The organism is Flavobacterium sp. Root186 (genome assembly GCF_001428525.1).
Lineage (GTDB): Bacteria > Bacteroidota > Bacteroidia > Flavobacteriales > Flavobacteriaceae > Flavobacterium.
On the sequence record NZ_LMHW01000012.1, the window covers coordinates 196,286 to 220,867 of the forward strand.

At 34.3% G+C, this 24,582-nt stretch carries 22 protein-coding genes; 7 read left to right on the top strand and 15 right to left on the bottom strand.

The window, feature by feature from the left end; genetic code table 11:
• Positions 1-245: 245 nt before the first annotated feature.
• The 3 genes from ASD98_RS12100 to ASD98_RS12110 all read right to left on the bottom strand — a co-directional run bounded on the left by ASD98_RS12100 (position 246) and on the right by ASD98_RS12110 (position 2,806).
• Complete coding sequence (locus ASD98_RS12100; RefSeq protein ID WP_056204899.1) at positions 246-953, bottom strand: hypothetical protein; 708 nt, start codon at positions 951-953, stop codon at positions 246-248.
• Between the two features lie 237 nt (positions 954-1,190).
• Positions 1,191-1,901: a LytTR family DNA-binding domain-containing protein gene (locus ASD98_RS12105; protein WP_056204902.1), complete on the bottom strand. Its 711-nt coding sequence runs from the start codon at positions 1,899-1,901 to the stop codon at positions 1,191-1,193.
• On the bottom strand, positions 1,874-2,806 hold the full coding sequence (locus ASD98_RS12110) for a sensor histidine kinase (protein ID WP_242412102.1): 933 nt from the start codon (positions 2,804-2,806) through the stop codon (positions 1,874-1,876). The genes ASD98_RS12105 and ASD98_RS12110 overlap by 28 nt, the downstream gene beginning before the upstream one ends.
• A gap of 488 nt (positions 2,807-3,294) precedes the next feature.
• Between ASD98_RS12110 and ASD98_RS12120 the strand changes: the two genes are divergently transcribed.
• Together ASD98_RS12120 and ASD98_RS12125 are read left to right on the top strand one after the other, a co-directional pair.
• Positions 3,295-3,507, top strand: coding sequence for a hypothetical protein (locus ASD98_RS12120; RefSeq protein ID WP_056204909.1), 213 nt, complete (start codon positions 3,295-3,297; stop codon positions 3,505-3,507).
• Between the two features lie 465 nt (positions 3,508-3,972).
• Positions 3,973-4,401, top strand: a complete 429-nt coding sequence (locus ASD98_RS12125; RefSeq protein ID WP_056204913.1) for a hypothetical protein — start codon at positions 3,973-3,975, stop codon at positions 4,399-4,401.
• Between the two features lie 176 nt (positions 4,402-4,577).
• Here ASD98_RS12125 and ASD98_RS12130 read toward each other — a convergent pair whose 3' ends face one another.
• The 3 genes from ASD98_RS12130 to ASD98_RS12140 form a co-directional block, all read right to left on the bottom strand.
• Positions 4,578-5,387, bottom strand: a complete 810-nt coding sequence (locus ASD98_RS12130; protein WP_128414822.1) for a hypothetical protein — start codon at positions 5,385-5,387, stop codon at positions 4,578-4,580.
• Positions 5,388-5,430: 43 nt separating this feature from the next.
• Complete coding sequence (locus ASD98_RS12135) at positions 5,431-5,943, bottom strand: hypothetical protein (RefSeq protein ID WP_056204919.1); 513 nt, start codon at positions 5,941-5,943, stop codon at positions 5,431-5,433.
• A gap of 88 nt (positions 5,944-6,031) precedes the next feature.
• Entirely contained in the window at positions 6,032-7,492 is a 1,461-nt protein-coding gene (locus ASD98_RS12140) for a hypothetical protein (protein ID WP_056204923.1), read from the bottom strand.
• A gap of 344 nt (positions 7,493-7,836) precedes the next feature.
• Here ASD98_RS12140 and ASD98_RS24195 point away from each other — a divergent pair, with 344 nt between their 5' ends.
• From ASD98_RS24195 to ASD98_RS12155, 4 genes are all read left to right on the top strand, one after another.
• Entirely contained in the window at positions 7,837-7,992 is a 156-nt protein-coding gene (locus ASD98_RS24195) for a hypothetical protein (RefSeq protein ID WP_206779295.1), read from the top strand.
• Positions 7,993-8,278: 286 nt separating this feature from the next.
• Complete coding sequence (locus tag ASD98_RS12145; RefSeq protein WP_056204925.1) at positions 8,279-9,808, top strand: SulP family inorganic anion transporter; 1,530 nt, start codon at positions 8,279-8,281, stop codon at positions 9,806-9,808.
• 108 nt (positions 9,809-9,916) lie between these two features.
• Positions 9,917-10,825: an AraC family transcriptional regulator gene (locus ASD98_RS12150; protein ID WP_056204928.1), complete on the top strand. Its 909-nt coding sequence runs from the start codon at positions 9,917-9,919 to the stop codon at positions 10,823-10,825.
• A gap of 91 nt (positions 10,826-10,916) precedes the next feature.
• Positions 10,917-11,756: an oxidoreductase gene (locus ASD98_RS12155; RefSeq protein ID WP_056204932.1), complete on the top strand. Its 840-nt coding sequence runs from the start codon at positions 10,917-10,919 to the stop codon at positions 11,754-11,756.
• A gap of 260 nt (positions 11,757-12,016) precedes the next feature.
• On the opposite strand, the gene ASD98_RS12160 is transcribed toward ASD98_RS12155, so the two are convergent.
• From ASD98_RS12160 to miaB, 9 genes are all read right to left on the bottom strand, one after another.
• Positions 12,017-13,219 carry an ectonucleotide pyrophosphatase/phosphodiesterase gene (locus ASD98_RS12160; protein WP_056204936.1) on the bottom strand — a complete coding sequence of 401 codons (1,203 nt, stop codon included), beginning with the start codon at positions 13,217-13,219 and terminating at the stop codon, positions 12,017-12,019.
• A 244-nt stretch (positions 13,220-13,463) separates the two neighbouring features.
• Entirely contained in the window at positions 13,464-15,092 is a 1,629-nt protein-coding gene (groL, locus tag ASD98_RS12165) for a chaperonin GroEL (protein ID WP_056204939.1), read from the bottom strand.
• 141 nt (positions 15,093-15,233) lie between these two features.
• Complete coding sequence (locus tag ASD98_RS12170) at positions 15,234-15,590, bottom strand: four helix bundle protein (protein WP_056204942.1); 357 nt, start codon at positions 15,588-15,590, stop codon at positions 15,234-15,236.
• Between the two features lie 98 nt (positions 15,591-15,688).
• Complete coding sequence (gene groES, locus ASD98_RS12175) at positions 15,689-15,964, bottom strand: co-chaperone GroES (protein WP_012023920.1); 276 nt, start codon at positions 15,962-15,964, stop codon at positions 15,689-15,691.
• A 140-nt stretch (positions 15,965-16,104) separates the two neighbouring features.
• Positions 16,105-16,434 carry a preprotein translocase subunit SecG gene (gene secG / locus ASD98_RS12180; protein WP_056204945.1) on the bottom strand — a complete coding sequence of 110 codons (330 nt, stop codon included), beginning with the start codon at positions 16,432-16,434 and terminating at the stop codon, positions 16,105-16,107.
• Positions 16,435-16,438: 4 nt separating this feature from the next.
• The gene (locus ASD98_RS12185; RefSeq protein WP_056204948.1) at positions 16,439-18,139 is read right to left on the bottom strand and encodes a tetratricopeptide repeat protein; all 1,701 of its coding nucleotides are present in this window, start codon (positions 18,137-18,139) and stop codon (positions 16,439-16,441) included.
• Between the two features lie 104 nt (positions 18,140-18,243).
• Positions 18,244-18,750 (bottom strand): LptE family protein, encoded by a 507-nt coding sequence (locus ASD98_RS12190; RefSeq protein WP_056204953.1) that lies wholly within the window; start codon positions 18,748-18,750, stop codon positions 18,244-18,246.
• Between the two features lie 98 nt (positions 18,751-18,848).
• Positions 18,849-20,108, bottom strand: a complete 1,260-nt coding sequence (locus tag ASD98_RS12195; protein ID WP_056204956.1) for a sigma-54-dependent Fis family transcriptional regulator — start codon at positions 20,106-20,108, stop codon at positions 18,849-18,851.
• 144 nt (positions 20,109-20,252) lie between these two features.
• A complete protein-coding gene (gene miaB / locus ASD98_RS12200; protein WP_056204959.1) occupies positions 20,253-21,698 on the bottom strand; it encodes a tRNA (N6-isopentenyl adenosine(37)-C2)-methylthiotransferase MiaB in 1,446 nt (481 codons plus the stop codon).
• Positions 21,699-22,063: 365 nt separating this feature from the next.
• Between miaB and topA the strand changes: the two genes are divergently transcribed.
• Complete coding sequence (gene topA, locus ASD98_RS12205) at positions 22,064-24,580, top strand: type I DNA topoisomerase (RefSeq protein ID WP_056204964.1); 2,517 nt, start codon at positions 22,064-22,066, stop codon at positions 24,578-24,580.
• Positions 24,581-24,582: the final 2 nt, after the last annotated feature.

Here is a 24,582-nt window from a genome sequence, read left to right on the forward strand (position 1 = left end):
TTTATTTTAACATTTGTTTAAGCAAGATTACCAAAATCCCACAAAACCACGATACGTATTTATACGGTATTTTATTATAAAAAACCTCAAAAAAAACCTCAAATAGTTTATTTTGAGGTTTTTATAGGTTTTTATAAATAAAATTAATCAGGGAAGCTATTTCTAATAGAATTTGATATTTCCTCCTAACAGGAGCTCCCTAATAAATTTTATAATCCAAGTTTATATATGGTATTGAGAGGTTATTACCCATTTGTATCTTCTGCTTTTTTTATGAAATTATTTAGAATATTTGGAACAAATCTTTCCGAAAACCCTGCAATAAATGACCAGACTAATAATTTAGCAAATGCAGATGGGATATATATAATTCGATAAAATACCGAGGGATTAGGAAATATGGCACCACTTAATAAATTACCCATAAATGCTAAACCTAAGATGCAGGCAAATATTCCTCCAATTGTTTGGATAGACAAAATTTCAAGGATGGTAATATTATTAAGGATTGATCCATCATTTCGAGTTCTACTGATTAAACTAACGGCCGATCCAATTGCTCCAAATGCAATAATTATACTAAAAATGGATAATCTTGTAAGGATTATGAACCCCCTAGAATCGGCATCTTTTTTCCAGTTTTTGACATTTTTAGTAACTATTTCAACTGGCATAGAACCACCTTCATTGTCATCAAACTCATTTAATTGTGCAGTTCCTACTCCAGCGGCATCAACGAATGAATCATCGTCTTCTTTAATTTTTTTTGTAACTTTTTTTGTGTCTTCAGTATTTTTATACTCATAAAGACTTACTGAGGTTGAGGTATGAGGACTAGCTTTTAAAATCAAAAAAAAGATAAAAGGTGTGCTAAGAAAAATGAAATAGGTTAATGCTACCAAAATAAATGGTGCTGTATTATCTTTTGATAATAGCCATAGTTTATTGCTCATAATTTTTAGATCATTTTAAATGTCAGCATGATTCATATTTTTTTCGATCTGTACAATGCTTAATGCTGCCAATATTTGATTAGTAAATTTATTTTAACATTTGTTTAAGCAATATTACCATAATCCTCAAAACCCACACCACGTATTTACACGGTATTTTATTACTAAAAAAAATAAGAAAAAATCCTCAACTAATTTAAGTTGAGTATTTTGTGTAATTCGTTAAACAAAAAAAGACTACTTCAGAAAACTATCCAATAAAATCTGGTATTTTCTTCCAATGGGAATAATTTCGCCGTTAGACATGGTGAGATTTTTAAACGTAACAGTAGAGATCTTATTTACGTTTACAATAAAAGAGCGATGTACTTGCACAAAACTCGAGCTGTCAATTTCTGAGGCAATGCTTGAGAGCGAACCATAAACAATATGTGGCAAATTTAGCTTAGTACAGTAAAGTTTCATGTAGTTGCCAAGACTTTCGATATAAATAATATCACAAAGCGGCATATCGATCGTTTGTCCGTTTAGGCGATACGAAAGGTTTTTTGCGCTGGGATTATTTCCTTTTTTCAGACTGTTACCGGAAAAATAGGTTTTAGCTTTTTCGATGGCTTTGGCAAATTTATCAGGCGAAATAGGTTTAAGCAAATAATCGATCGCATCATTTTGATAAGCCGAAAGTGCAAAATCAGAATAAGCTGTTGTGACAATTGTAAGCGGTCTATTAGGCTGGAGTTCCATTAATTCGACACCTGAAATTACAGGCATATTAATATCCAGAAAAATAATATCATATTGATTAGCATTAAGCAGTTTTAGGGCTTCCATGCCGCTAAAAGCACTTCCGGAATGTTCCAGTTCGTCAAACTTTGAAATATGCGAGGCGAGCGCTTTGTGCGCCGGCGATTCGTCGTCGACTATAAGACAGCGGTAGGTAAGTGCCATATACTTAATTTTACAACAAACATATTTTTCTCTTTTTCACAACTTAAATTATGCCTTAAGCGATAAACTTCTAATCGCCTTTTTAAATTTTCAATTCCGATTCTGGTACCCGAAAGACGCGATCCGGATTCGAGATAATTGTTTTTTATGGTAAAAGTCAAATTTCGTGATTTTACTTTTAAATCTAATGAAATAAAAGGCTCCGAAGTTTCTGCAGAAAATTTTACCGCATTTTCTACCAAAGGTAAAAAGAACAAAGGCGGAATCTCAATTTCGTCAAAAGCACCTTCAAAATTCTGGGTAATATTCAAACGATCGTTTCTAAAAGAATAATATTCAATATATTTCTTAACGAAAGCAATTTCTTCTTCCACTAAAACATAATCTTTTTTGGTGGCCTCGATTTGGTAGCGCAGCAAATCTGAAAGATTTAGGATTCTGTCCGGAACTTTATCCGGTTCTGACAATGCTTCTCCGTAAAGATTATTCATGGCATTCAATAAAAAATGCGGATTAAGCTGCTGTTTTAAAAATGAAAGTTCAGACTTGAAATTCATAATATCCTTATCAGCGTCCATGATTTTTTTAGTAATCACAACATGAATAAAATAAAAAAACATTCCGTTGATAAGCAGCGATAATATCTGTAGTGTTTTAAAATTTCCGAAACCAACTAAAGGGAAAAACCAATTAATAAAAAAGTAAAAAGAAGTCCAATACGTTAAAAACAATAAAAAGAATATTTTGACCTTTTTTTTGAATAATAAACGTTTAATTATAAAAAGATTAAAAACAGTAATCCAGAGAATGCAAGGGAAATATCCTATTGCAATTTTAGTGATCATATAATAAAAGTCATGACCAGCTAAACGAAGTTCATCATACACACAGGCAAAAATTACCATAAGTATGAAGGTATGAACGATGAGGTTTCTGAGAAAAAAGTTTTGGTAAATTTTGAGAATTTTCATGAAGGCAAAAATAGTCTAATATTATAGTTGATAGCTATTTGTGAATACTATTTTATACAAACGCCATTCGTATAAATGATACGCCGTTGGTATAAATATCCTATTATAATAGGTAACTCTAAAGTATTTTTGACTTCGAATTTAATTATCCTCCAAAACCAAAAAAGAATGGATTTTATTTTGTCGCAGCATTTTTTGTTTCAAAGCGAATTTCAAAACAATAGAATTTCCGCAAAAACAGAATTAAATACTAAAAGTTTTTACTTAAATTTAAACACCTCAAATTTAAAAGGCGTTTATGAGCTGAATCAGCCGGAATTTAAATCCGCCGCTGCCTACGATTATTGCTTTACGCCAGAATTAGAACATTTTATATCTTTTTCAACGAAATTATCCAGCAGTTTAAAAATTAATAAATAGTTATGGTTGTTGAAATTTTTAAAACAAATGTCTGCAAAGAATCAGACAAAAACTATATCATCGCCGTTATCCAGGCTCAGTTTCCGGATTATAAAATAAATTTCGATCTCGAAGATTGTGACAAAATACTGCGTGTAGAAGGCGTTGAATTGCACTGCGATAATATTATAGATTATGTCAATTGCCTCGGTTATACCTGCATCCGTTTAGATTAACATTTTATTAAATAAAACAGGTAGAAATACGCAGCTGAAAATATCAGTTTATAAATAGCTTTGTATAATAATTTCTTCTAAAAAAATAAACAATAAAATGATAAGTTTCATTCTTTCGGTTTTCGTTTTTGTTTTAAAACAGTTTTGTTAGAATAGCTGCTTGGTTTATTGTAAATACTTTTTCAACAAGAGAAGGTCATTTCTGTTTTTGGTCATAACTTTCTACATTTTTTGCTTATGAAAAAGCCTTCCAACTCTTCGATTTTACCCAAAAGGTCAATTATAAAAATGAAACTTTAGCCGGATTTACTATCACCATGGCAATGATTCCGGATTAGTTACCGCAATTTTTTTGGCGGAACACCGGAATGATTTGGGACGGAGCAGGATTTGTTTTTTTATTATTGTAAATTTGAGAGTACTTGAGATGCTAAAAGCAATCTCATTAAAACAAATTAACGCGATATGGAAAATACAGCAGCTACTAAAACTCAAAATTTCTTCAGAATACTTTTAGGAATCTTTATGATCATCGCGGCCATGGGGCATTTTACTTTTCAGCGAACTGATTTTCAGGCGCAGGTTCCGAATTGGGTCCCCATGGATAAAGATCTCGTGGTAATACTTTCCGGAATAGTCGAAATGGCAATAGGTTTGGCTCTGATTTTCCTGACCCGTTTTAAAACACAACTAGGGATTGGGCTTGCCGTATTTTATGTACTGGTTTTTCCAGGTAATATTGCCCAATATTTAAACAGGATAGATGCTTTGGGGATGCATACAGATCAAGCCCGTTTGATTCGATTGTTTTTTCAGCCGGTTTTTATGCTGTGGGCTTTGTGGTCGACTGGTGCGCTTAGTTTTCTATTTAAAAAAAGGCAACCTATTATATAGTTTTGAAATGTTATTATATAGATTGCAAACTTGTGCTGTCATTGTTTTAAATGTTACCCTGCTTTATCGCTGCATTTATACTTGTTTATAACGATAAAAAAAACAGCAGCAAAAAAAATCGCCGCTGTTTTTATATGGAAAACGTACTCTTTTTTAGCAAGATTTGATTTCTCTGCTTAGTTAAGTTTTTCGTTTATTAATTTTTCAAGACGCTCGATACGAAGTTTCATTTCGTTCATTTCGTTTTGGTTTGCCTCAATTTGTTTTTGCTGCTCGATAGTATGCAAGTACAATTCTTCGATTTTTTCAAGAGACTGAATAGAAAGATCAGTCATATTGAAGATGTATTCTCCTTTTTCGTTTCTCGCCAGATTTTTGATACTTGTTACCCCTGGAAGGTGTTTGTTCTCTGTAATATATTTATCAACATCAGCTAATGATTTGAATGAGTATTCAGCCTTAATATTAGATTTTCCGTCTAAATAATCTTCAAAAACGTAATCGGCATAGTAGGAAGTAGGAGTAAGGATAGAACCGTTTACGGCAAGCTTAACATTCGAATCTGAGGTACCAAGCATGTTATTTGTTCCAATTCCTACTTTACCCATTTGAAAAATATTGTCTGTATTGGCAGATGCTTTAGTTGTTGTTGCCTGTATCTGCCAAGGCTCAAGCTGCATAGAAGAAGCTGCTACATTTTTTAACACACCGCTTGCATCGGTTACCACCACATTATCTGTTGCTGCGCCGGTCTGTAATCCTGTAATAGCTAAAGTATTAGTTGATGAAGCTGCTACAGTGGTAGCTTTTGTTAATGCGCCTCCCAATTGTATAGTACCAGTTGTTATAGTCAAACCATTATTTGCTGTACCGGGAGCATTAGGAGTAACGGTTATTTTTTTTCCGTTAATAGTTGCTACAGTTTCAGTTTGAGCCATCATAAATCCACTTTGAATAAATAACAGCATGCATATAATTCTTTTCATTTTTTTCTTTATTTAATATTCTTTATTGTCTATTTTTTTTTTATTATTTCCAAAAGGTCCATTCAGAACCGTTGTAAATGCATACCAGTTTTTTTACCGTATCATAACAAATCGTTCCTGCCATAGGGCTTACAATGTTAAGCTGCGGTGAAGCTACTTTTGGCAAAATCAGGGCTTTGTTTTGGGATTCTAAAACCAGTACACCGTCTACAGTACTGCTTTGTGCGCCAATAACAGTTCCTTTTTTTGCAGCTTCCGGCACTGATGTCTGAATAGATAAATCGACTGCTCCGGCATGGTTAGACAAATCAACCCAGGCTGCATTGTTGTAATACATTACTTTTTTCTGGTTGGCATCGTAGATTATAGTGCCACCTGTTAAAGCAGTTCCTGTTGGTAAGGTGGTAACCCAAGGCAGTACAATACCAGCTTTTCCTCCGGCATTAAAATCAAGTATTCCTGAGCCGTCTGGAGCTGTTGTTTTACCGATACTGGACTGTGCATTAGCAGTTAGTCCTGCAGCAATTGTGCATAGTATAAATAGGATTTTTTTCATGATTATTTTCTCAATGTTAATATTAATTCAAATTTCAATTTTAATATCAACGTATTAATTTTAATGTCTTAATTCAATTTTAAAATTATTAGTCTGGACAGGTTTGTGCTAAAGCATGCCAAACAGTTCCATTGTACAGTTTAATTACATTAGCTGTGGTATCGTAAACAATCATTCCTTCTACGGGAGAAACAATAGCCGTTTCTGGCGATGCGATTCGTGTTATTACAAAGCCTCTTGTCTTAGACTCTAATATCAGGCTTCCTGCTCTAGGGTCAGACATATTACGCGGTACGCTTACCCTGTCAAGTGTTGAAATAATTGTTTTGATAGGCTCTTTTGTACCGCTTGTAACAGCCGGCTTATAGCATACCGCACAGGTTGAGTCGTAAGAAATCGTTAGTACCGCACCCGGAGAAGTACACGCAAAACGGCTTGAATAATAGGTTGCAGTATATGTACCCGTAGCAGTTACATTAGTAGGGTCAGCAACGGGTGATCCAAATGCATTTTTCCAGACTATTGTTGCACCCGAAGGTGTTGCAGAGGTGATGTAACTGTTTAAATTGATGTTAAATGTGGTTCCTGTACATTGTTTTACAGTTGCAGTGCTCAAAACTGGTGGAATATCTCCTGCCTCACAATCCATTACAATAGCATTGTTACTGGTATAAGTACCTGGAGTCTTACCAAAATCCATTGAAATACCAATACCATTATCTGTATAAGAACTAGGATTAATAGTATTGTTGAAAGCCATAAAGGTATTATTGGCCAAATTGGTACCAAGATCACTATAAAGTGCTGAAAAATAACCCGACCACGGCACGCCCCCCAAGTATTGGAAAGCCTCATAAGAAGGTGTTTTTGCAACTCCCATAACATAATATGGAGCTGTTCCGGTCACAAACCCTGGACCATTATCACCTCCTGATAAAAAAGTATCCCAGCCATGTGCCAGCGTTACTTTTTCAGTATTGCCTGGCGGTATGGTTACCGTATAATCGATTAGGAATCTTGAATCAGGGAAATTATAGGTGTATTTTACGTCTAGGTAATAGGTCATGCCATTTTTGACTGCTGAAAGTCTGATGACATCTTCAAAATGGCCGGGAGGCGATTCGATCAGGGATTGCTGTGTACTGCTGATAATATTAAAATTACCGCCAGAAAGACCTGCACCACTTGGGGATAAAGTTCCGCTGGTAAAGTAAGTAGTTCCAATAGCAAGCACCAAACCATGCTTTGTACCTGGTACATCATATGGCTTTGTGGTACCATTAGATATTCTGATCCCGGGATTGAATATCTGGTAGGTGTTGTTCCTTAAAATCTGCATATTTCCTGCACCGCTTAGAGAGATTTGAATTCCGTTATCAGCGTTAGTACCTCCGGGAGCATTAATAATGGTCTGCCCATAATAGTCACCATTTGGATATACACCTTGAGCTTCCTGTGCCTTTATTTTTGCCGGAAACCACATTAACAGGACAGCTAGAATAAAAAAACAGAGTCTTGTTTTTTTTGTTTTGTTGAAATTTTGTGTCATTTAATAATGTATTTAAAATAATAGTATCGGCTGTTTGATAACTGCCGAATCTCAGGACTTAAGCTGTTTTGTAAAAGCTTGGTAAATAAGAACTTAGGTTTCTTATCTGCATCTCAATTTTGTTTTTTTTCATCTTTAATTTTTACAATTATGAACTTAGTTGTTTAAATGTTTTTAATGTAATTATCTGTTATTCAGATTTTTGAATTGGAGGTGCAAATTTACAGTGGTATTGCAGGCGATTTTACCTCTATACGTTTTGATTATTGCAGAATGCGGTAAAAACAAAAGTTTTCCATTTAATAACTATAATTATTTTATTGGTAATTAAATGATTATGATAAATGTGTTTGAAAGAAATTGGCATGTTTAATGGTTCATTTGTCAGTCAATTGAAAAATGATAAAACAATTGGTGTTGGTAAATTAGAAAATATTCTAAAAAAGTATATTGATATTACCATTGAGTGGTTTTTAACTAGAAAGGGAAGTATGTTATAAAACTGATGAAGAAAATTTAGAATATGCTTTTGGTTATCAGGGACTTTATGAGGTTTGAAAAGAAGCTATCGAAAGCTTTAAAAAAAACTAATTTTTTATATGGAAGCTCAGATCGCAGAAAAAAATCAAATAAAAAGTTAGATGTTATAATTTGTTCAGTAGCATTAGAAATTAATTTTCTAATTGCTTGAAAGAAAGTTTTTATCAAAGTCTGTGCGAGATTAATCATTTTTCGTTTAAAATGCTCTGTTCTCTTTTCGGCCAATATTTTCTACATTTGCGGTCTATGAAAAAAACATTCCAACTCTTCGATTTTACTCAAAAAGTCAATTACAAAAATGAAATTTTAGCTGGTTTAACAGTTGCTATGACCATGATTCCGGAATCGTTGTCGTTTGCTATTTTGGCTGGATTTCCTCCTTTGGTTGGTTTATATGCCGCTTTTATTGCCGGATTGGTAACGGCTATTTTTGGCGGAAGACCCGGAATGATTTCGGGCGGAGCAGGAGCAACCGTGATTGTTTTGATCGCTTTAATGAAATCGCACGGAATAGAATATGTTTTTGCAGCCGTCGCACTTGGCGGTGTCGTACAAATCTGTATCGGACTTTTTAAACTCGGAAAATTTATTCGGTTAGTGCCTCAGCCTGTAATGTTTGGTTTTGTAAACGGTTTGGCAGTTGTTATTTTTATGTCGCAGCTAGAGCAGTTTAAAACTGTTGTTAATGGTCAGGTTTCCTGGCTTCAGGGAACGCCTTTATATATAATGTTAGGTTTGGTTGCACTTACAATAAGTATTGTTTTGCTTTTTCCGAAGCTTACCAAAACGGTTCCGGCCTCTTTGGTGGCGATTATGGTAGTTTTTGCCATTGTGCTTGTCTTTAATATTGATACTAAAACAGTTCAGGATATTGCTTCCGTGCAAGGCGGATTTCCTCCGTTTCACATTCCGAATATCCCAATTTCTTTTGAAACTTTAAAAGTAATATTTCCCTATTCTGTAATTGTTGCCGCCGTTGGTTTAACCGAGGGTTTGCTGACGCTGAATCTTGTAGATGAAATTACCGGAACACGCGGAAACAGCAATAGAGAATGTATCGCGCAGGGAAGTTCTAATATTCTAAATGGTTTTTTCTACGGAATGGGCGGCTGCCCGATGATTGCACAAACTTTAGTGAATCTTGGTGCAGGTTCAAGAGCGAGACTTTCAGGAATTATTGCATCGCTAACAATTTTATTAATTATACTTTTTGGTGCACCAGTAATTGGAAAATTGCCAATGGCGGCTTTAGTTGGTGTGATGATGATGGTGGCTATTACGACTTTTGAATGGGCAAGTTTCAAAGTCATTAATAAAATGCCAAGACATGATATTTTTGTGGGAATTCTGGTTGCCGTTGTGACTATTTTGCTTCACAATTTAGCTTTAGCTGTTTTGATTGGAGTAATAATTTCTGCTTTGGTTTTTGCTTGGGAAAGTGCCAAAAGAATTCGTGCCAGAAATTTTATTGATGAAAACGGAGTAAAACATTATGAAATTTACGGACCGTTATTCTTTGGTTCCATAACTGCTTTTATGGAAAAATTTGATGTGCAAAACGACCCAAATCAAATTATTATAGATTTCAAAGAAAGCCGAATTGCCGATATGTCGGCAATTGAAGCACTGAACAATCTGACCAAAAAATACAATCAGGAAAATAAATTAGTGGAGTTAAAACATTTAAGCGAAGACTGCAGACAATTGCTTAAAAATGCCGATGCTGTTATTAAGGTAAATGTTATCGAAGATCCTACGTATAAAGTGGTCTCTTAATTTGTCAATTTGAAAATTAGATAATGCGATAGATTGCGCATATCATTATCTAATTCACAAATTTTCTCATTATCTAATTCTTTTATTTGATTTTTGTAACTTTGTAAAATGAAGCTGACAGAAACCCTTGAAGATTTTTACACTATAAAAGTAAATGGAATGCCAGAGAATCTTAAAAAAGAAATCGGACATTTTAATGTTTTTAAATTGGATGATTTTGTTGGAAGTATCTGTAAACCATTTCCGTACACTCGAAAAGACTTTTATAAAATCAGTTTGATTATCGGAAAAAACAAAGTGCATTATGCTGATAAGATTTCCGTTATTGAAGATCAGGCTTTGTTTTTTGCCAATCCGCAGATTCCGTATAACTGGGAGCAGGTGGATGAAAACCAAACCGGATTTTTCTGCATTTTTACTGATGCCTTTTTTAGTCAATATGGTAATTTAAAAGAGTATCCATTATTTCAGCCAGGCGGAAATCCAATCGTTCCGATTTCTATGGAATTGGCAGAATCTTTAAAAACGATTTATTTAAGAATGTTTGATGAAATTAATTCTGATTACGCTTTTAAATATGACGTACTCCGAAATTTGATTTTTGAAATTATTCATCAGGCTTTAAAAACACAAACTGTAACTACTTCATTATACAGTAAATCAAATGCAACGATTCGGGTTTCTTCTTTGTTTTTAGAATTGTTGGAAAGACAATTTCCGATAGAATCCATATCACAGCAAATTAATTTCCGTTCGCCTTCAGAATATGCAAACCAGTTAAATGTGCATGTGAATCATTTGAATAAAGCATTAAAAGAAACCACGGGAAAAACCACATCACAGATAATTTCAGAAAGAATTGTTCAGGAAGCGATGATTCTGCTCAAACAAACCAATTGGAATATTAATGAAATTGCATGGTGTTTAGGTTTTGAAGAATTGTCTCATTTTATCAATTTCTTCAAAAAGAATGTTCAGGTTTCACCTAAAAATTATCGTTTAACCGAAATTATTTGATTTTCGTAACTTCTTGCTTGATTGCTTTAATTTTTTAGAAGCACTTCGCCAATACCTTTGTCCTGTATTTAAAACGTAAAAATTTAAAGTCATGGGAAATAACAAAGTTTGGTTTATCACAGGTGCTTCAAAAGGACTTGGATTAGAATTAGCTAAAAAATTATTGGCAGAAGGTTTCAAAGTTGCCGCAACATCAAGAAGTGAAGAAGCTTTAGTAAAAGTATTAGGAAATCCTTCTGAAAACTTTCTTCCTCTGGAAATGGACTTGGTTGATGAGAAAAGTGTTAAAGATGCAATTGAGTTAGCGGTAAGCCATTTTAAAACAATTGATGTTTTAGTAAACAATGCAGGTTATGGTTTATTAGGAACATTAGAAGAATTAACCGATGCAGAATCAAGAAAAAATTACGAAGTAAATGTTTTCGGATTATTGAATGTAATCAGAAATACAATGCCGTATATGCGTGCCGCGAGATCAGGACACATTTTTAATATTTCATCTGTTGGAGGTTACTATGGAGAATTTCCAGGCTGGGGAATTTACTGTTCTACAAAGTTTGCCGTTGCCGGTTTAACAGAATCTTTATCTGCAGAAATTAAGCCTTTTGGAATTCACGCTACTATTGTTTATCCGGGTTATTTTAGAACCGATTTCTTAAAAGACAGTTCGTTATTACTGCCTCAAAACCCAATTGCAGAATATAAAAATGTAAGAGAATCCGAAAGCGCTCACAAAGATGATATTAACGGAAATCAGCCTGGAGATCCTGTAAAATTAGCAGAAGCTTTAATTAAAGCAAGCCAAGATCAAAACCCACCTTTACATTTGTTTTTAGGAGAGGATGCCTACAATATGGCAAATCAAAAAATTGCAAGTGTTCAGGGTGAATTGGAACAATGGAAATCAGTTTCGGTATCAACTGGATTCTAATCTATTAATTAGATAATTTGTCAATTTGAAAATTAGATAATTCTTTGATTTTGATTTTAATTGCCTCCAGGTAAAGCCGGAGGCTATTTTTTAAATAATTAATTCTTATTTTCCGGAGAGGCGCACAGCAGTGCGTCTTGCGTAACGTAACCACAATGTTTGATATTAGAAACGTAGACGCACTGCTGTGCGTCTCTACAGAAAATTGGGTCGAATTAAAATAATTCAAAAATTATCTAATTTTCAAATTGACACATTATCTAATTAGCTAGCATCGATTTTACATCACTCAACTTCCCATCAACCTGATCAATCTGCAAGCCTAGAATATGAGCAATCAAAGGATAAACGGAAACATTTTGAAATGTTGGGATTATTTTGTCTACTTTAAAAGCTGGTCCTTTCGCATAAAAAATAGCATGCATATCTTTTTCGTTATTGTCATAACCATGTGTACCGCCGTTTATGTGGGTACTTTCTTTACCAACTAAACTCCATCCTTTATCTGCTTCAATAACAAAATCGTGTACACGTGGATTGGTTCCGTAATGCAATCTCTTTGGAACTTCGCTTGATTTCCAAAATTTAATATGTGGTACTTTTTTTAAAGCCTTTGCAATTGAATCATGAAAGCCTGGTTTTGCCTGCAAACTCATAATTGGATTAATTACATCTTTATAACCAAGCCATTCCGGTTTTAGATAATCTAGAACAGCTACTTTTTTATCATTGCTGATATCGGCCATTCCGTGATCTGAAACAATAATTAAATTGATTTGTTTTCCGATGGATAATTGATCTAACTTTTTAGACAATTCCCCCATGATAGAATCCATTTTGATTGCCATTTTTTTATTTTCAGCAGAAAGCGGACCAAAATTGTGTCCGGTATGATCTGGTTCATCAAAATATAAAGTCACCAAATGCGGGCGTTGTTTCTCTGGAAGCTGCAGCCATTTTAAAACGGTATCGATTCTGGCTCCATATGGAATTTTATTATCGTAATTTTTATAATAACTTGGATTTCTTTTATCAATATCAGAACCCGGCCAAAAGAAAGAAGCAGCTTTTACACCTTGTTGCTCAGCCACATTCCAGATAGGATTTCCACCATAAAAACGAGAATCATTTTTTGCTTTTGATGACAATGAAAACGATTCGTTTAAATCAGCATCATAAAAAACATTATTAATAATTCCGTGATGATCTGGATAAAGTCCCGTTACAATAGAATAATGATTTGGAAAGGTTTTACTCGGATAAGAAGGTTTCATTGATTTAGCATGAACACCTTCTTTTGCAATTTGCTTCAAATTCTGAAGATTAAATTGTTTTTGATAATCCCAACGGAATCCATCCATAGAAACCAAAACGACATAAGGCTCATTACTGGATTGGGAATATGAAAAAGTGGAAAGAAGTAAGAATGTAAAAGATAATAGTTGAGTGGTGAATTTTCTCATTGTGCAATTTTAATAGAAATGCAAAGATATTCATAACGAATTTTTTAGGGAAAAAGATAATGTTAAGTTTGCCACGAATTTCACGGATTTTTACGAATGCTTTGCGTAAAAAAAAGGTTACCACAAATTTCACAAATTTTAAACAGAGTGGCTAGAAAATTAATTCTCGAAAATTTGTGAAATCTGTGGCAAAAAAAAACGCCAGACATAAATCTGGCGTTTAAATTTTAAGAAGTTAGAACGATTACATCATTCCTGGCATACCGCCACCCATTGGCATACCGCCAGCGCTTTCTTCTTTAATATCAATTAATGCACATTCTGTAGTAAGGATCATTCCTGCAACAGAGGCAGCATTTTCTAATGCTACACGAGTTACTTTTTTAGGATCGATAATTCCAGCTGTAAGCATGTCTACATATTCGTCAGTTTTAGCATTGTATCCAAAATCACCTGAACCTTCAGAAACTTTAGCTACAACTACAGAGCCTTCAAGACCTGCATTTTCGACAATAGTTCTTAATGGAGATTCTACAGCACGAGATACAATCTGAATTCCTGTTGCTTCGTCAGCGTTGTCAGCTTTAAGATCAGCTAAAGCAGCTTTTGCTCTTAATAGCGCCACACCACCACCAGCAACAATTCCTTCTTCAACAGCAGCACGAGTTGCGTGTAAAGCATCGTCAACTCTGTCTTTTTTCTCTTTCATCTCCACTTCAGAAGCTGCACCAACATAAAGAACAGCAACACCACCAGCTAATTTAGCCAAACGCTCTTGCAATTTTTCTTTATCATAATCAGATGTTGTAGTTTCCATCTGACCTTTAATTTGGTTTACTCTGTTTTTGATGATATCCGCTTCACCAGCACCACTTACAATTGTAGTGTTGTCTTTATCGATAGAAACTCTTTTTGCAGTTCCTAACATTTCGATAGTAGTGTTTTCTAATGTATATCCTCTTTCTTCAGAGATTACAGTTCCGCCAGTTAAGATAGCGATATCCTCTAGCATTGCTTTTCTTCTGTCTCCAAAACCAGGAGCTTTTACAGCAGCAATTTTAAGAGCACCTCTTAATTTGTTTACTACTAATGTAGAAAGAGCTTCTCCGTCAACATCTTCAGCAATAATCAATAATGGTTTTCCTGATTGAGCAACTGGCTCTAAAACCGGTAATAATTCTTTTAAAGAAGAAACTTTTTTGTCATATAATAAGATGTATGGAGAGTCTAATTCAACTTCCATTTTCTCTGGGTTTGTTACGAAGTAAGGAGAAAGATATCCTCTGTCAAACTGCATACCTTCAACAACGTCTACGAAAGTATCAGTTCCTTTAGCTTCTTCAACAGTAATTACACCTTCTTTTCCAACTTTAGCGAAAGCTGTAGCGATTAATTCACCAATCACTTCGTCATTATTGGCAGAGATAGAAGCAATTTGTTTGATTTTGTCAGAATCGCTTCCAACCACTTTAGCTTGTTTAGCCAAGTCAGCAACGATAGCTTCAACCGCTTTGTCGATACCACGTTTCAAGTCCATTGGATTTGCACCTGCAGCAACGTTTTTAAGACCTTCTTTAACAATTGCCTGAGCTAAAACTGTAGCAGTTGTAGTTCCGTCACCCGCTAAATCATTGGTTTTAGAAGCAACTTCTTTAACCATTTGCGCACCCATATTTTCTAATGGGTCTTTTAATTCGATTTCTTTTGCAACAGAAACACCATCTTTAGTAACGGTTGGTCCACCAAATGATTTTCCGATGATTACGTTACGACCTTTTGGTCCAAGAGTTACTTTTACAGCATTTGCTAATGCATCAACACCACGTTTTAATCCGTCACGTGCTTCAATATCAAATTTTATATCTTTTGCCATTTTTTTTTATTGCTTTAGGCAGTAGGCTTTAGGCTTTAGGCTTTTCTCTACTGCTGATTAGTATTTGTTTTTTATTTGCCTTAAGCTTTAGGCGGTAGGCTTTACGCTTTGTTTAGAAGCTTATAGCTTACGGCTTAAAGCCTACTGCTTAACTAATATTTGTTTTAATTTGTAAATTTTGCTTTTTATGCTGTTGATTTTTTCTATTTGATTTTCTGCAATTTCATTATTTAGATATTGCAGATCTTTAGCTAAAATCAATAGATATTCTGTTTCATTGGCAGAACCCAAAGCGATGTTGAGAAATTGATTAAATTCTTTGTCGCTGTTTCTTCCGCAACCTTCACTAATGTTAGTTGGAATTGATGAAGAAGCTCTTCTAATCTGACTTGTCAAACCATATAATTCTTCTTTAGGAAAAGTAGAAGTCATTTTATAGATTTCTAAAGTAAAAGAATGACTCAGCTGCCAAATATCGTATTTCTTAAAATCTCTCATTTTTTTTGAGGCTTTAAGCTTTAAGCTTAAAGCTTTAGGCAGTAGGCTATAGGCTTTTTTACAAGCTTATAGCTTAAAGCTTACGGCTTATAGCAAATTTAAATAATCGCAAGGATATCATCCTCACGCATAATCAAATAATCAGTTCCTTCCAATTTTAATTCTGTTCCTGCATATTTACCATAAAGAACAGTATCGCCAACTTTTACGGTCATAGTGTGATCTTTAGAACCATTTCCCACTGCAACGACAGTTCCTTTTTGTGGTTTTTCTTTGGCAGTATCTGGAATAAAAATACCTGAGGCAGTTTTGGTTTCAGCTGCAACAGGCTCGATAAGTACGCGATCTGAAAGCGGTTTAATGTTTAAGGCCATGATTTTATATTATTATAAGTTATACGTTTTTAATGTTCTATTGGATTTCAGAAATTGTGCCATGCTCTTAAAACTGACATTATTTCTTAAAAAAAATGCCAGCTTTGACAGGCTGGCATTTTTTATTTATTTCAAAAATATTATTTCGCTGCTGGCGTTGCCGGAGCAGGTGTTTGTTGAGCTGGTGTAGATGCAGGTGCTTCTGTTTTTTCAATAAGTTTAGATCCTGTATCACCTAAAGCTCCAGTGAAGCTTAAGCTTGAAAGTAAGATTAAAGCAATCAAAATAGTAGCTAATGTCCAAGTACTTTTATCTAAAAAGTCAGTTGTTTTTTGTACACCGCCTAACATTTGAGTTCCACTGATAGTTGAAGATAATCCTCCACCTTTAGGGTTTTGTACCATAATTACTACGATCAATAGAAAGCAAACTATTGTGATTAAAACTAAGAAAATTGAAAATGTGCTCATTGTATTAAATGTTATTGTTATTTTGTTGTAAAATCTTTATATCCGAAATGCGGTCTGCAAAGAAACTAATTTTTTCTGGATATTTCAAAATTAATATTTCATATGCTTGTATGGCCTTTGTATATTTTTTTTGTTCTAAATAAACCCGGGCCAAAGTCTCTGTCATTAGGTATGAATTCTCCTCTTCATTAATATTAAATTGAATAGAAGGAGTAGCCATTGTTGGTTTTATTGGAGAAATTTTTGGGTTTGTTTCAATAAAACGGTCAATTATTTCTGCTTTTTTCTTTTTTTCTTCTTCAACAGAAACTATTTCAGTCGTTTCAATTGTTTTTTTTTCATGGATTTCAGCATTTTTCGGAGCTTCTGAACTTCTATCAATAGGTTCTGCTCTCGCTAATTGCAGCCATTCCTGAAAAGAATGTTTTTCGCGTACCGAAAAATCTATTGGTTTTCCTATTTCTAAATTTTCCTGCGCTTCTTTTACAGATTCAGAAACTTCGATTTTAGGAATTTCAGTTTCTAAAGGCTCTGTTTCAGCTTTTGGTTCTTCAGCAATTATTGGTTCTTCAAAAGTAACTGTTGATGCTTCTTTTATAGAAACTATAATAGACTCTTCGATTGGATCAACATGTACTTCCGGGATTTCATCATCATCTACTACTTCATCAAAGAAAGTTGTTCTTGTAACAGGCTTTTCAATAATAAGATCAGCTGTTTTTTCTTCAACTTCTGGCACTTCCTTAAATGTATTTAGTATTTCTTCTTCGCTTGGAGTCAGAATAGTTTCTTCTGTTTCAGTTTCAATTGTTATTTCCTCTGTTTCGGCTACTTCTTTAAAAGTATCCAATATTTCTTCTTCGCTTGGAGTAAGAACAGATTCATTAACAATTGCTTCAACAGTTATATTTTCAATTTCAGTTGCTTCATTAAAAAGATTCTCTTCTTTTTCTTCTTCAAAGGATGAGTTCGATTCTTCTGTAAATGCAGGTTCAATTGTTATTTCTTCTGTTTCAGTTACTTCTTGAAAAGAATTGAATATTTCTTCTTCATTAATAATTGCAATTGGCTTCTCAGTAACTAAATCTTCAGTTGTTTCTTCAATATCTGTTACTTCTTTAAAAGTGCTGAGTATTTCTTCTTCTGTAGGAATTACAATTGATGGCTCTGCACTATATTCAATTGTTTGTTCCTGAACTTCTAAAGGTTTAGATTCGATTTCTTCTATTTGGACTAAAGGCAATTCTTCAATAATCACTTCAGCTGCTTTTTCTTCAATTTTAGAAGGCTCTTCAAAAACAACAGTTGTAGCTTCTTTAATCGATTTTAAAATAGATTGTTCGATAGGGTCAATTCTAACTCCTGGGATTTTTACAACAGGTTCAAAAGTAACGACTTCGCTGTCAAAGACTTTTATCTCTAAAAGATCTTTTAATTTTTGATCGTAAAAATCATTTTGAATAGAAGTAAAAGTTTCAGAAGTTATAAAATCAAACAAAACCGAACGATCTGCCGTATGTGCTGCCGTTACCTTTAATGCATAATTATACTTAAAACTGTTTTGATTGTAAAGTCCTTTTAACCGAAGCGCTCTGGCACTTTGAAAATATGGAAATTCATTCAAAACACTTCCTAATGCTTCTGCCTGATTTTCTGTAATAGCATCAGGTTTGTTCATTAAGTATGTATAATCAGTAACGTTCATTTTTTATTGTTTAATCGTTTTTTGTGTTTATTCGTTTAACCGTTTATTGTTTAATTACTTTAAAATCGGTTCAATAAATAACCGATTCAACAAATAAACATTTTTTACCATTTTGCTAGTGATTCATTAAAGATATCCTGTGTGATTCTTTCGTAAATTGTTTTGATGGCTGTATTTAAAGTAGATCCAGTTGGAAGATCCCTTCCTTCAAAATCATAATAAAACTCAAAAGGTTTCTCAAAATCGTCAGTTTCTTTCTTTTTATTGGTAAACCTAACATTTATACGTATTGTTAAACGGTTTTGTGCCGCTTGCTGATCAGCTGTTGCTGTCATTGGTGTAATTCTGTAATCTACAATTTCTCCTTCATATATCAAATCACCACCATTACTAACCAAGTTTAAATTGGTTTGATTCTGGATTAAATCTTGCAATGCCAGCGTAAAATCTCTATCAATTCCAGGTTCTATCAAATCAGCATTATTATGAAAAAAGTTAACCTGAAAAGTTTTAGCATCAATTTGTCCCGTTGAACCAGTAAAATTGTAAAACCCGCAGCTGCTAAAAGTTACCGCAATTAAAAGAATTAGAAGATATTTTAAGTGTTTCATTTTATTTTATAAGATTACTCCGCCAGTTTACTGACGCTTGGGTCAAAGATATTCAATTCGTTTAAAACATTTTTGTGTTTTAACTTCTTTACAAGAAATTACAAATCGAATTGTTTAATTTTTCGGTACAAAGTTCTTTCTGAAATCCCTAATTCATCGGCAGCCGCTTTTCGTTTTCCTTTGTTTTTTTCTAATGATTTTTTGATCATTTCGATTTCTTTTTGTTCTAAACGCAAAATTTCTTCTTCCTCAATAGTTTCGGCAAATAAATAATTATCTTCCGGAATCTGCTGGTAGTTTTCTTCGCGAACATTAGGTGACATAACCGCTGTTCTTGGTTCTTCTTCAAAATCAATTTCGCTGTCATTTTCCTGCGATCCGTATATCTTCTGAATCAAATTCGGATTAATATCCTGCATTTTTGAAGTGCCGTTTTTCATTAATTCCAAAGTCAGTTTCTTCAGATCGTTTAAGTCGCTTCTCATATCAAAAAGAACTTTGTATAGAATGTCTCTTTCGGTACTAAAATCACTGTCTTTTTTCTTATCGTTTATTACAGATGGCAGATTGCTTCCTTCTGACGGAAGATAAGAGGATAAAGTGAAAGCCGAAATATCGCGATTGGTTTCTAAAACGGAAATCTGTTCAGCAACATTTCGAAGTTGACGAATGTTTCCGTTCCATCTAAATTTTTGAAGCACGTTTACCGCATCATCATCTAATTTTAACGGAGGCATTTTATATTTGTGTGCAAAATCGGCCACAAATTTTCTAAACAACAAATGAATATCGTCATTTCGCTCACGCAAAGGCGGTAATGTAATTTCGACTGTTGTTAAACGATAATACAAATCCTCACGAAATTTTCCTTTTTCGATTGCATTAAACAAGTTTACGTTTGTTGCGGCTACAATACGAACATTGGTTTTTTGAACCTGAGATGAACCTACTTTTATAAATTCCCCATTTTCAAGAACACGCAGCAATCTAACCTGAGTTGTTAATGGGAGTTCACCAACTTCGTCAAGAAAAATAGTTCCGCCGTCGGCCACTTCAAAATAACCTTCACGCGTACTTGTTGCGCCTGTAAAAGCACCTTTTTCGTGTCCAAAGAGTTCACTGTCAATAGTTCCCTCCGGAATGGCTCCGCAGTTTACGGCAATATATTTACCATGCTTTCTGTGTGAAAGCGAATGTATAATTCTAGGGATGTTTTCTTTACCAACACCACTTTCCCCAGTTACCATAACCGAAATATCAGTTGGAGCAACCTGAATGGCTTTTTCTATGGCACGATTTAATTTTGGATCATTACCAATAATCTCAAATCGTTGTTTTATTGCTTGAACTGTTTCCATTTGCTTTTTGTTTCAAGTTTTTGTTTGTTTTAGGTTTCAAGTTTTGCACTTTGACCATAAACTTTAAAATTTGGCTTATAATTTTGTTTCAAGTTTGAAGTTACAGAAATAACCTGAAACTTGAAACCTGAAACTTCAAACAATTTAATTCATTTCACTCAATCCAACAGCTTCTCCTTTTAAAGTTCCGCTGGTGCAGCTTGTGATTTTTACGTTTACGAAATCACCAATTTTGTAATTCTCTTTTGGGAAAACAACCGTTATACTTTGAGAGTTTCTTCCTGAAAATTCATCTTTTGATTTTTTAGAAACTTTTTCTACTAAAACTTCAACTGTTTTTCCAACAAATTCCTCACTTCTAAACCAAGCGTGTTTTTGCTGTAAATCGACAATTTCCTGTAGCCTTCTTGCTTTCGTTTCTTCTTCAATATCATCCTTCATCTTTCTTCCAGCCAAAGTTCCTGGGCGTTCAGAATACGAATACATATAACCGAAATTATATTTTACGTATTCCATTAAACTCATAGTATCTTGGTGATCTTGCTCAGTTTCGGTTGGAAAACCAGCAATCATATCTTGTGAAATCGAAGCATCTGGAACAATAGCTCTGATTTTATCGATCAAAGCCATATATTCTTCACGAGTGTGCAGACGATTCATTTCTTTTAAAATTCGGTTACTTCCAGATTGAACCGGCAGGTGAATATGTTTGCAGATATTTGGATATTTTGCAATAACATGCAGAATGCTTTCGTGCATATCCTGCGGGTTAGAAGTCGAAAATCTGATTCGCATTTTAGGAAAACCTACAGCAACCATTTCAAGTAATTGATCAAAATCAACCGCAGTAGCTTTTTGCATTTCAGAAGCGTTTACGAAATCTTTTTTCAAACCACCGCCGTACCAAAGATAACTGTCAACGTTTTGTCCTAAAAGTGTAATTTCCTTAAAGCCTTTGTTCCATAAATCCTGAATTTCAGTCATAATACTTTGAGGTTCACGACTACGTTCACGCCCGCGTGTAAAAGGCACTACGCAGAATGTACACATATTATCGCAGCCACGAGTAATTGAAACCAAGGCTGTAATTCCGTTACTCATTAAACGAACCGGCGAAATATCTCCGTAAGTTTCTTCTTTTGATAAAATTACATTAATGGCGTCGCGGCCTTCTTCAACTTCTGCCAATAAATTCGGGAGATCTTTGTAAGCATCAGGGCCAACAACAAGATCGACTATTTTTTCTTCTTCTAAAAACTGACTTTTCAAACGCTCAGCCATACAGCCCAAAACGCCTACTTTCATTTTCGGATTAGTGCGTTTTACTGCATTGTATTTTTCAAGACGCTTACGAATAGTTTGTTCGGCCTTATCTCTGATAGAGCAAGTATTAACCAAAACCAAATCAGCTTCTTCCAAAACCGAAGTTGTGTTGTATCCTCCTTGAGATAAGATGGAAGCTACGACCTCACTGTCCGAAAAATTCATCGCACAACCGTAACTTTCTATAAATAGTTTTTTAGTATTCTCAGGTTTATTTTCTAAAACAAGACTTTCGCCCTGTTTGCTTTCTTCAATAATCTTTTCCATTGTAAAATTTCAAAGTGCAAAGATAGCGTAAATAGAGTCAATATGACAAGATGGCAGAGGATAAATTTTTAGATTTTAGATTTTAGATTTTAGATTTTAGATTTTAGATTTTAGATTTTTATCTCTTAAAAAAAGCTTACGCTTTTTTAACGTAAGTTTATTTGATCTAAAACCTACAATCTAAAATCTGAAATAAAAGAATTTGACGATCATAATCCTGTAAAAGTTATACCTATATATATATTACAGAATATTACAGATAAATCTGCAATTTTAAGTTTCATAATATCAAAATACCTCAAAAATTCATTCGTAAGGTTAATATTTAAAAAAAATAAATACTTTTGTTGCAGAAAATAAGAGCAATGGCAAAGAATTTAGTAATAGTGGAATCACCTGCAAAGGCGAAAACGATCGAGAAATTTCTTGGGAGTGATTTTCAGGTGGAGTCAAGTTATGGTCACATAGCCGACTTACCATCAAAGGAAATAGGGGTAGATGTAGAGAATGGTTTTAAACCTAAATATGAAGTTTCTCCGGATAAAAAAGCCTTGGTAAGTAAACTTAAAACACTATCTAAAAATGCCGAAACGGTTTGGTTAGCAAGTGATGAGGACCGCGAAGGAGAAGCTATTTCATGGCATCTTGCGGAAGAACTGAAACTGGATACAAAAAAAACAAAGCGAATTGTTTTTCATGAAATTACCAAATCTGCGATTCTTAAAGCAATCGACAATCCAAGGGAAATTAATTATAATTTAGTAAATGCGCAACAAGCACGTCGTGTTCTGGATCGTTTAGTAGGTTACGAATTATCTCCGGTTTTGTGGAGAAAAATTAAAGGCGGACTTTCTGCTGGTCGTGTACAATCTGTATCTGTTCGATTAATTGTAGAAAGAGAACGCGAAATTCAAAGCTTTAACGCAGTTGCAACCTATTCAATTGTTGCAGAATTTGTAAACGAAGCCGGAAAATCTTTCAAAGCAAAACTGCCAAAAAACTTCAATACTAAAAAAGAAGCCGAAGATTTTTTAAACAAAAACATCGGTTCGAAATATAAGGTAGCCGATTTAGAAACTAAACCTACCAAAAAATCGCCAACAGCACCTTTTACTACTTCTACGCTTCAACAGGAAGCAGCAAGAAAATTGTATTTGCCAGTTGGAATCACCATGCAGTTAGCACAGCGTTTATACGAAGCCGGACTTATTACATATATGAGAACGGATAGTGTTAATCTTTCAAAAGAGGCAATGGACGCTGCTGAAGCCGAAATCATAAAATCTTACGGAAAAGAATTCTCAAAACCGAGAGTTTTTGCAACTAAAAGTAAAGGAGCACAAGAAGCGCACGAAGCAATTCGTCCGACAGATATGTCGCGTCATACGGTAAATATTGATCGTGATCAGGCTCGTTTGTATGATTTGATCTGGAAAAGAACATTGGCTTCGCAAATGAGCGATGCGCAATTAGAAAGAACAAACGTAAAAATTGAGGCAGATAATCACAGCGAAATTTTTGCAGCTTCAGGTGAAGTTTTACTTTTTGAAGGTTTCTTAAAAGTATATCTTGAAGGTCACGATGATGACGAAGAAGAACAAGAAGGAATGCTTCCGGCATTAAAAGTAAACGAAAAACTAGCTAACAATTATATTACAGCTACAGAACGATATTCAAGACCACCTGCAAGATATACTGAAGCGTCTTTAGTAAAAAAACTAGAGGAACTTGGAATAGGGCGTCCGTCTACTTACGCACCGACAATTTCTACAATCATCAACAGAAATTATGTTGAAAAAGGTACACTTGAAGGTCAGGAACGTAATTATACGCAGCTTACTTTGCAAAACAGTAAAGTAGGAGAGAAGGTTTTAAAAGAAAATACGGGTTCTGATAAAGGAAAATTAGTTCCGACAGATATTGGAACTATCGTAACAGATTTCTTAGTTAAGAACTTCGGAAATATTTTAGATTATAATTTTACTGCAAAAGTAGAACAGGATTTTGATGAAATTGCCGAAGGAAATATTGACTGGGCAATCATGATGCAGGATTTCTACAATAAATTTCACCCCAATGTAAAAGAGGTTGAGGCAAATGCTGAACGTGAAAGCGGTGAAAGAATCCTTGGTAAAGATGCTGACGGAAGACAGGTTTCTGTTCGTTTAGGAAAATTTGGGCCAATGGCTCAAATTGGAGAAGCAGATGATGAAGATAAAAAGTTTGCCAGCTTAATGGCAGATCAAAATATTGGAAATATCACCCTTGAAGAAGCTTTGAATTTATTCTTACTTCCTAAAAATTTAGGAGATTATAAAGGAGAAGAAGTAGAAGTAAGTAACGGTCGTTATGGTCCTTATGTTCGTCACGGAAGTGTATTTATTTCGTTACCACGAGGAGAAGATCCTTTGAATGTTACCAAAGAAAGAGCACAGGAATTAATTGATGAAAAGGCTCTTGCAGATGCTCCAATTGCTGTATACAAAGGAGAAGCTGTTCAAAAAGGTGTGGGACGTTTTGGTCCTTTCATTAAATGGAATGGTCTTTTTATAAATGTAAGTAAAAAATACAACTTTGATAATTTATCTCAGGCTGATGTTGAGGAATTAATTGAAGATAAATTACAAAAAAATATAGATAAAGTTCTTCACAATTGGGAAGAAGAAGGGATTTTGGTTGAAAAAGCTCGCTGGGGACGTTCGGTTATTACAAAAGGCAAAATCAAAATTGAATTAAGCAAAGATGTTGATGCAACAAAGTTAACATTAGCAGAAGTTCAGGAAATGATTGCTAAAAAGACACCAGCAAAAAAAACACCCGCTAAGAAAGCAGCGACAGCGAAGAAAGCACCAGCAAAAAAAACAGCAGCAAAAAAGAAATAAAG

Excerpts from the sequence above, each read along its gene's own strand:
- ASD98_RS12170 (WP_056204942.1), bottom strand. The coding sequence starts at position 15,590 with ATGAGAGATTTTAAGAAATACGATATTTGGCAGCTGAGTCATTCTTTT.
- ASD98_RS12120 (WP_056204909.1), top strand. The coding sequence starts at position 3,295 with ATGGTTGTTGAAATTTTTAAAACAAATGTCTGCAAAGAATCAGACAAA.
- ASD98_RS12145 (WP_056204925.1), top strand. The coding sequence starts at position 8,279 with ATGAAAAAAACATTCCAACTCTTCGATTTTACTCAAAAAGTCAATTAC.
- ASD98_RS12160 (WP_056204936.1), bottom strand. The coding sequence starts at position 13,219 with ATGAGAAAATTCACCACTCAACTATTATCTTTTACATTCTTACTTCTT.
- ASD98_RS12155 (WP_056204932.1), top strand. The coding sequence starts at position 10,917 with ATGGGAAATAACAAAGTTTGGTTTATCACAGGTGCTTCAAAAGGACTT.
- ASD98_RS12140 (WP_056204923.1), bottom strand. The coding sequence starts at position 7,492 with ATGACACAAAATTTCAACAAAACAAAAAAAACAAGACTCTGTTTTTTT.
- ASD98_RS12150 (WP_056204928.1), top strand. The coding sequence starts at position 9,917 with ATGAAGCTGACAGAAACCCTTGAAGATTTTTACACTATAAAAGTAAAT.
- topA (WP_056204964.1), top strand. The coding sequence starts at position 22,064 with ATGGCAAAGAATTTAGTAATAGTGGAATCACCTGCAAAGGCGAAAACG.
- ASD98_RS12195 (WP_056204956.1), bottom strand. The coding sequence starts at position 20,108 with ATGGAAACAGTTCAAGCAATAAAACAACGATTTGAGATTATTGGTAAT.
- ASD98_RS24195 (WP_206779295.1), top strand. The coding sequence starts at position 7,837 with ATGTGTTTGAAAGAAATTGGCATGTTTAATGGTTCATTTGTCAGTCAA.
- groES (WP_012023920.1), bottom strand. The coding sequence starts at position 15,964 with ATGGCCTTAAACATTAAACCGCTTTCAGATCGCGTACTTATCGAGCCT.
- groL (WP_056204939.1), bottom strand. The coding sequence starts at position 15,092 with ATGGCAAAAGATATAAAATTTGATATTGAAGCACGTGACGGATTAAAA.
- ASD98_RS12135 (WP_056204919.1), bottom strand. The coding sequence starts at position 5,943 with ATGAAAAAAATCCTATTTATACTATGCACAATTGCTGCAGGACTAACT.
- ASD98_RS12100 (WP_056204899.1), bottom strand. The coding sequence starts at position 953 with ATGAGCAATAAACTATGGCTATTATCAAAAGATAATACAGCACCATTT.
- ASD98_RS12105 (WP_056204902.1), bottom strand. The coding sequence starts at position 1,901 with ATGGCACTTACCTACCGCTGTCTTATAGTCGACGACGAATCGCCGGCG.
- ASD98_RS12125 (WP_056204913.1), top strand. The coding sequence starts at position 3,973 with ATGGAAAATACAGCAGCTACTAAAACTCAAAATTTCTTCAGAATACTT.
- ASD98_RS12110 (WP_242412102.1), bottom strand. The coding sequence starts at position 2,806 with ATGGTAATTTTTGCCTGTGTGTATGATGAACTTCGTTTAGCTGGTCAT.
- miaB (WP_056204959.1), bottom strand. The coding sequence starts at position 21,698 with ATGGAAAAGATTATTGAAGAAAGCAAACAGGGCGAAAGTCTTGTTTTA.
- secG (WP_056204945.1), bottom strand. The coding sequence starts at position 16,434 with ATGAGCACATTTTCAATTTTCTTAGTTTTAATCACAATAGTTTGCTTT.
- ASD98_RS12185 (WP_056204948.1), bottom strand. The coding sequence starts at position 18,139 with ATGAACGTTACTGATTATACATACTTAATGAACAAACCTGATGCTATT.
- ASD98_RS12190 (WP_056204953.1), bottom strand. The coding sequence starts at position 18,750 with ATGAAACACTTAAAATATCTTCTAATTCTTTTAATTGCGGTAACTTTT.
- ASD98_RS12130 (WP_128414822.1), bottom strand. The coding sequence starts at position 5,387 with ATGAAAAGAATTATATGCATGCTGTTATTTATTCAAAGTGGATTTATG.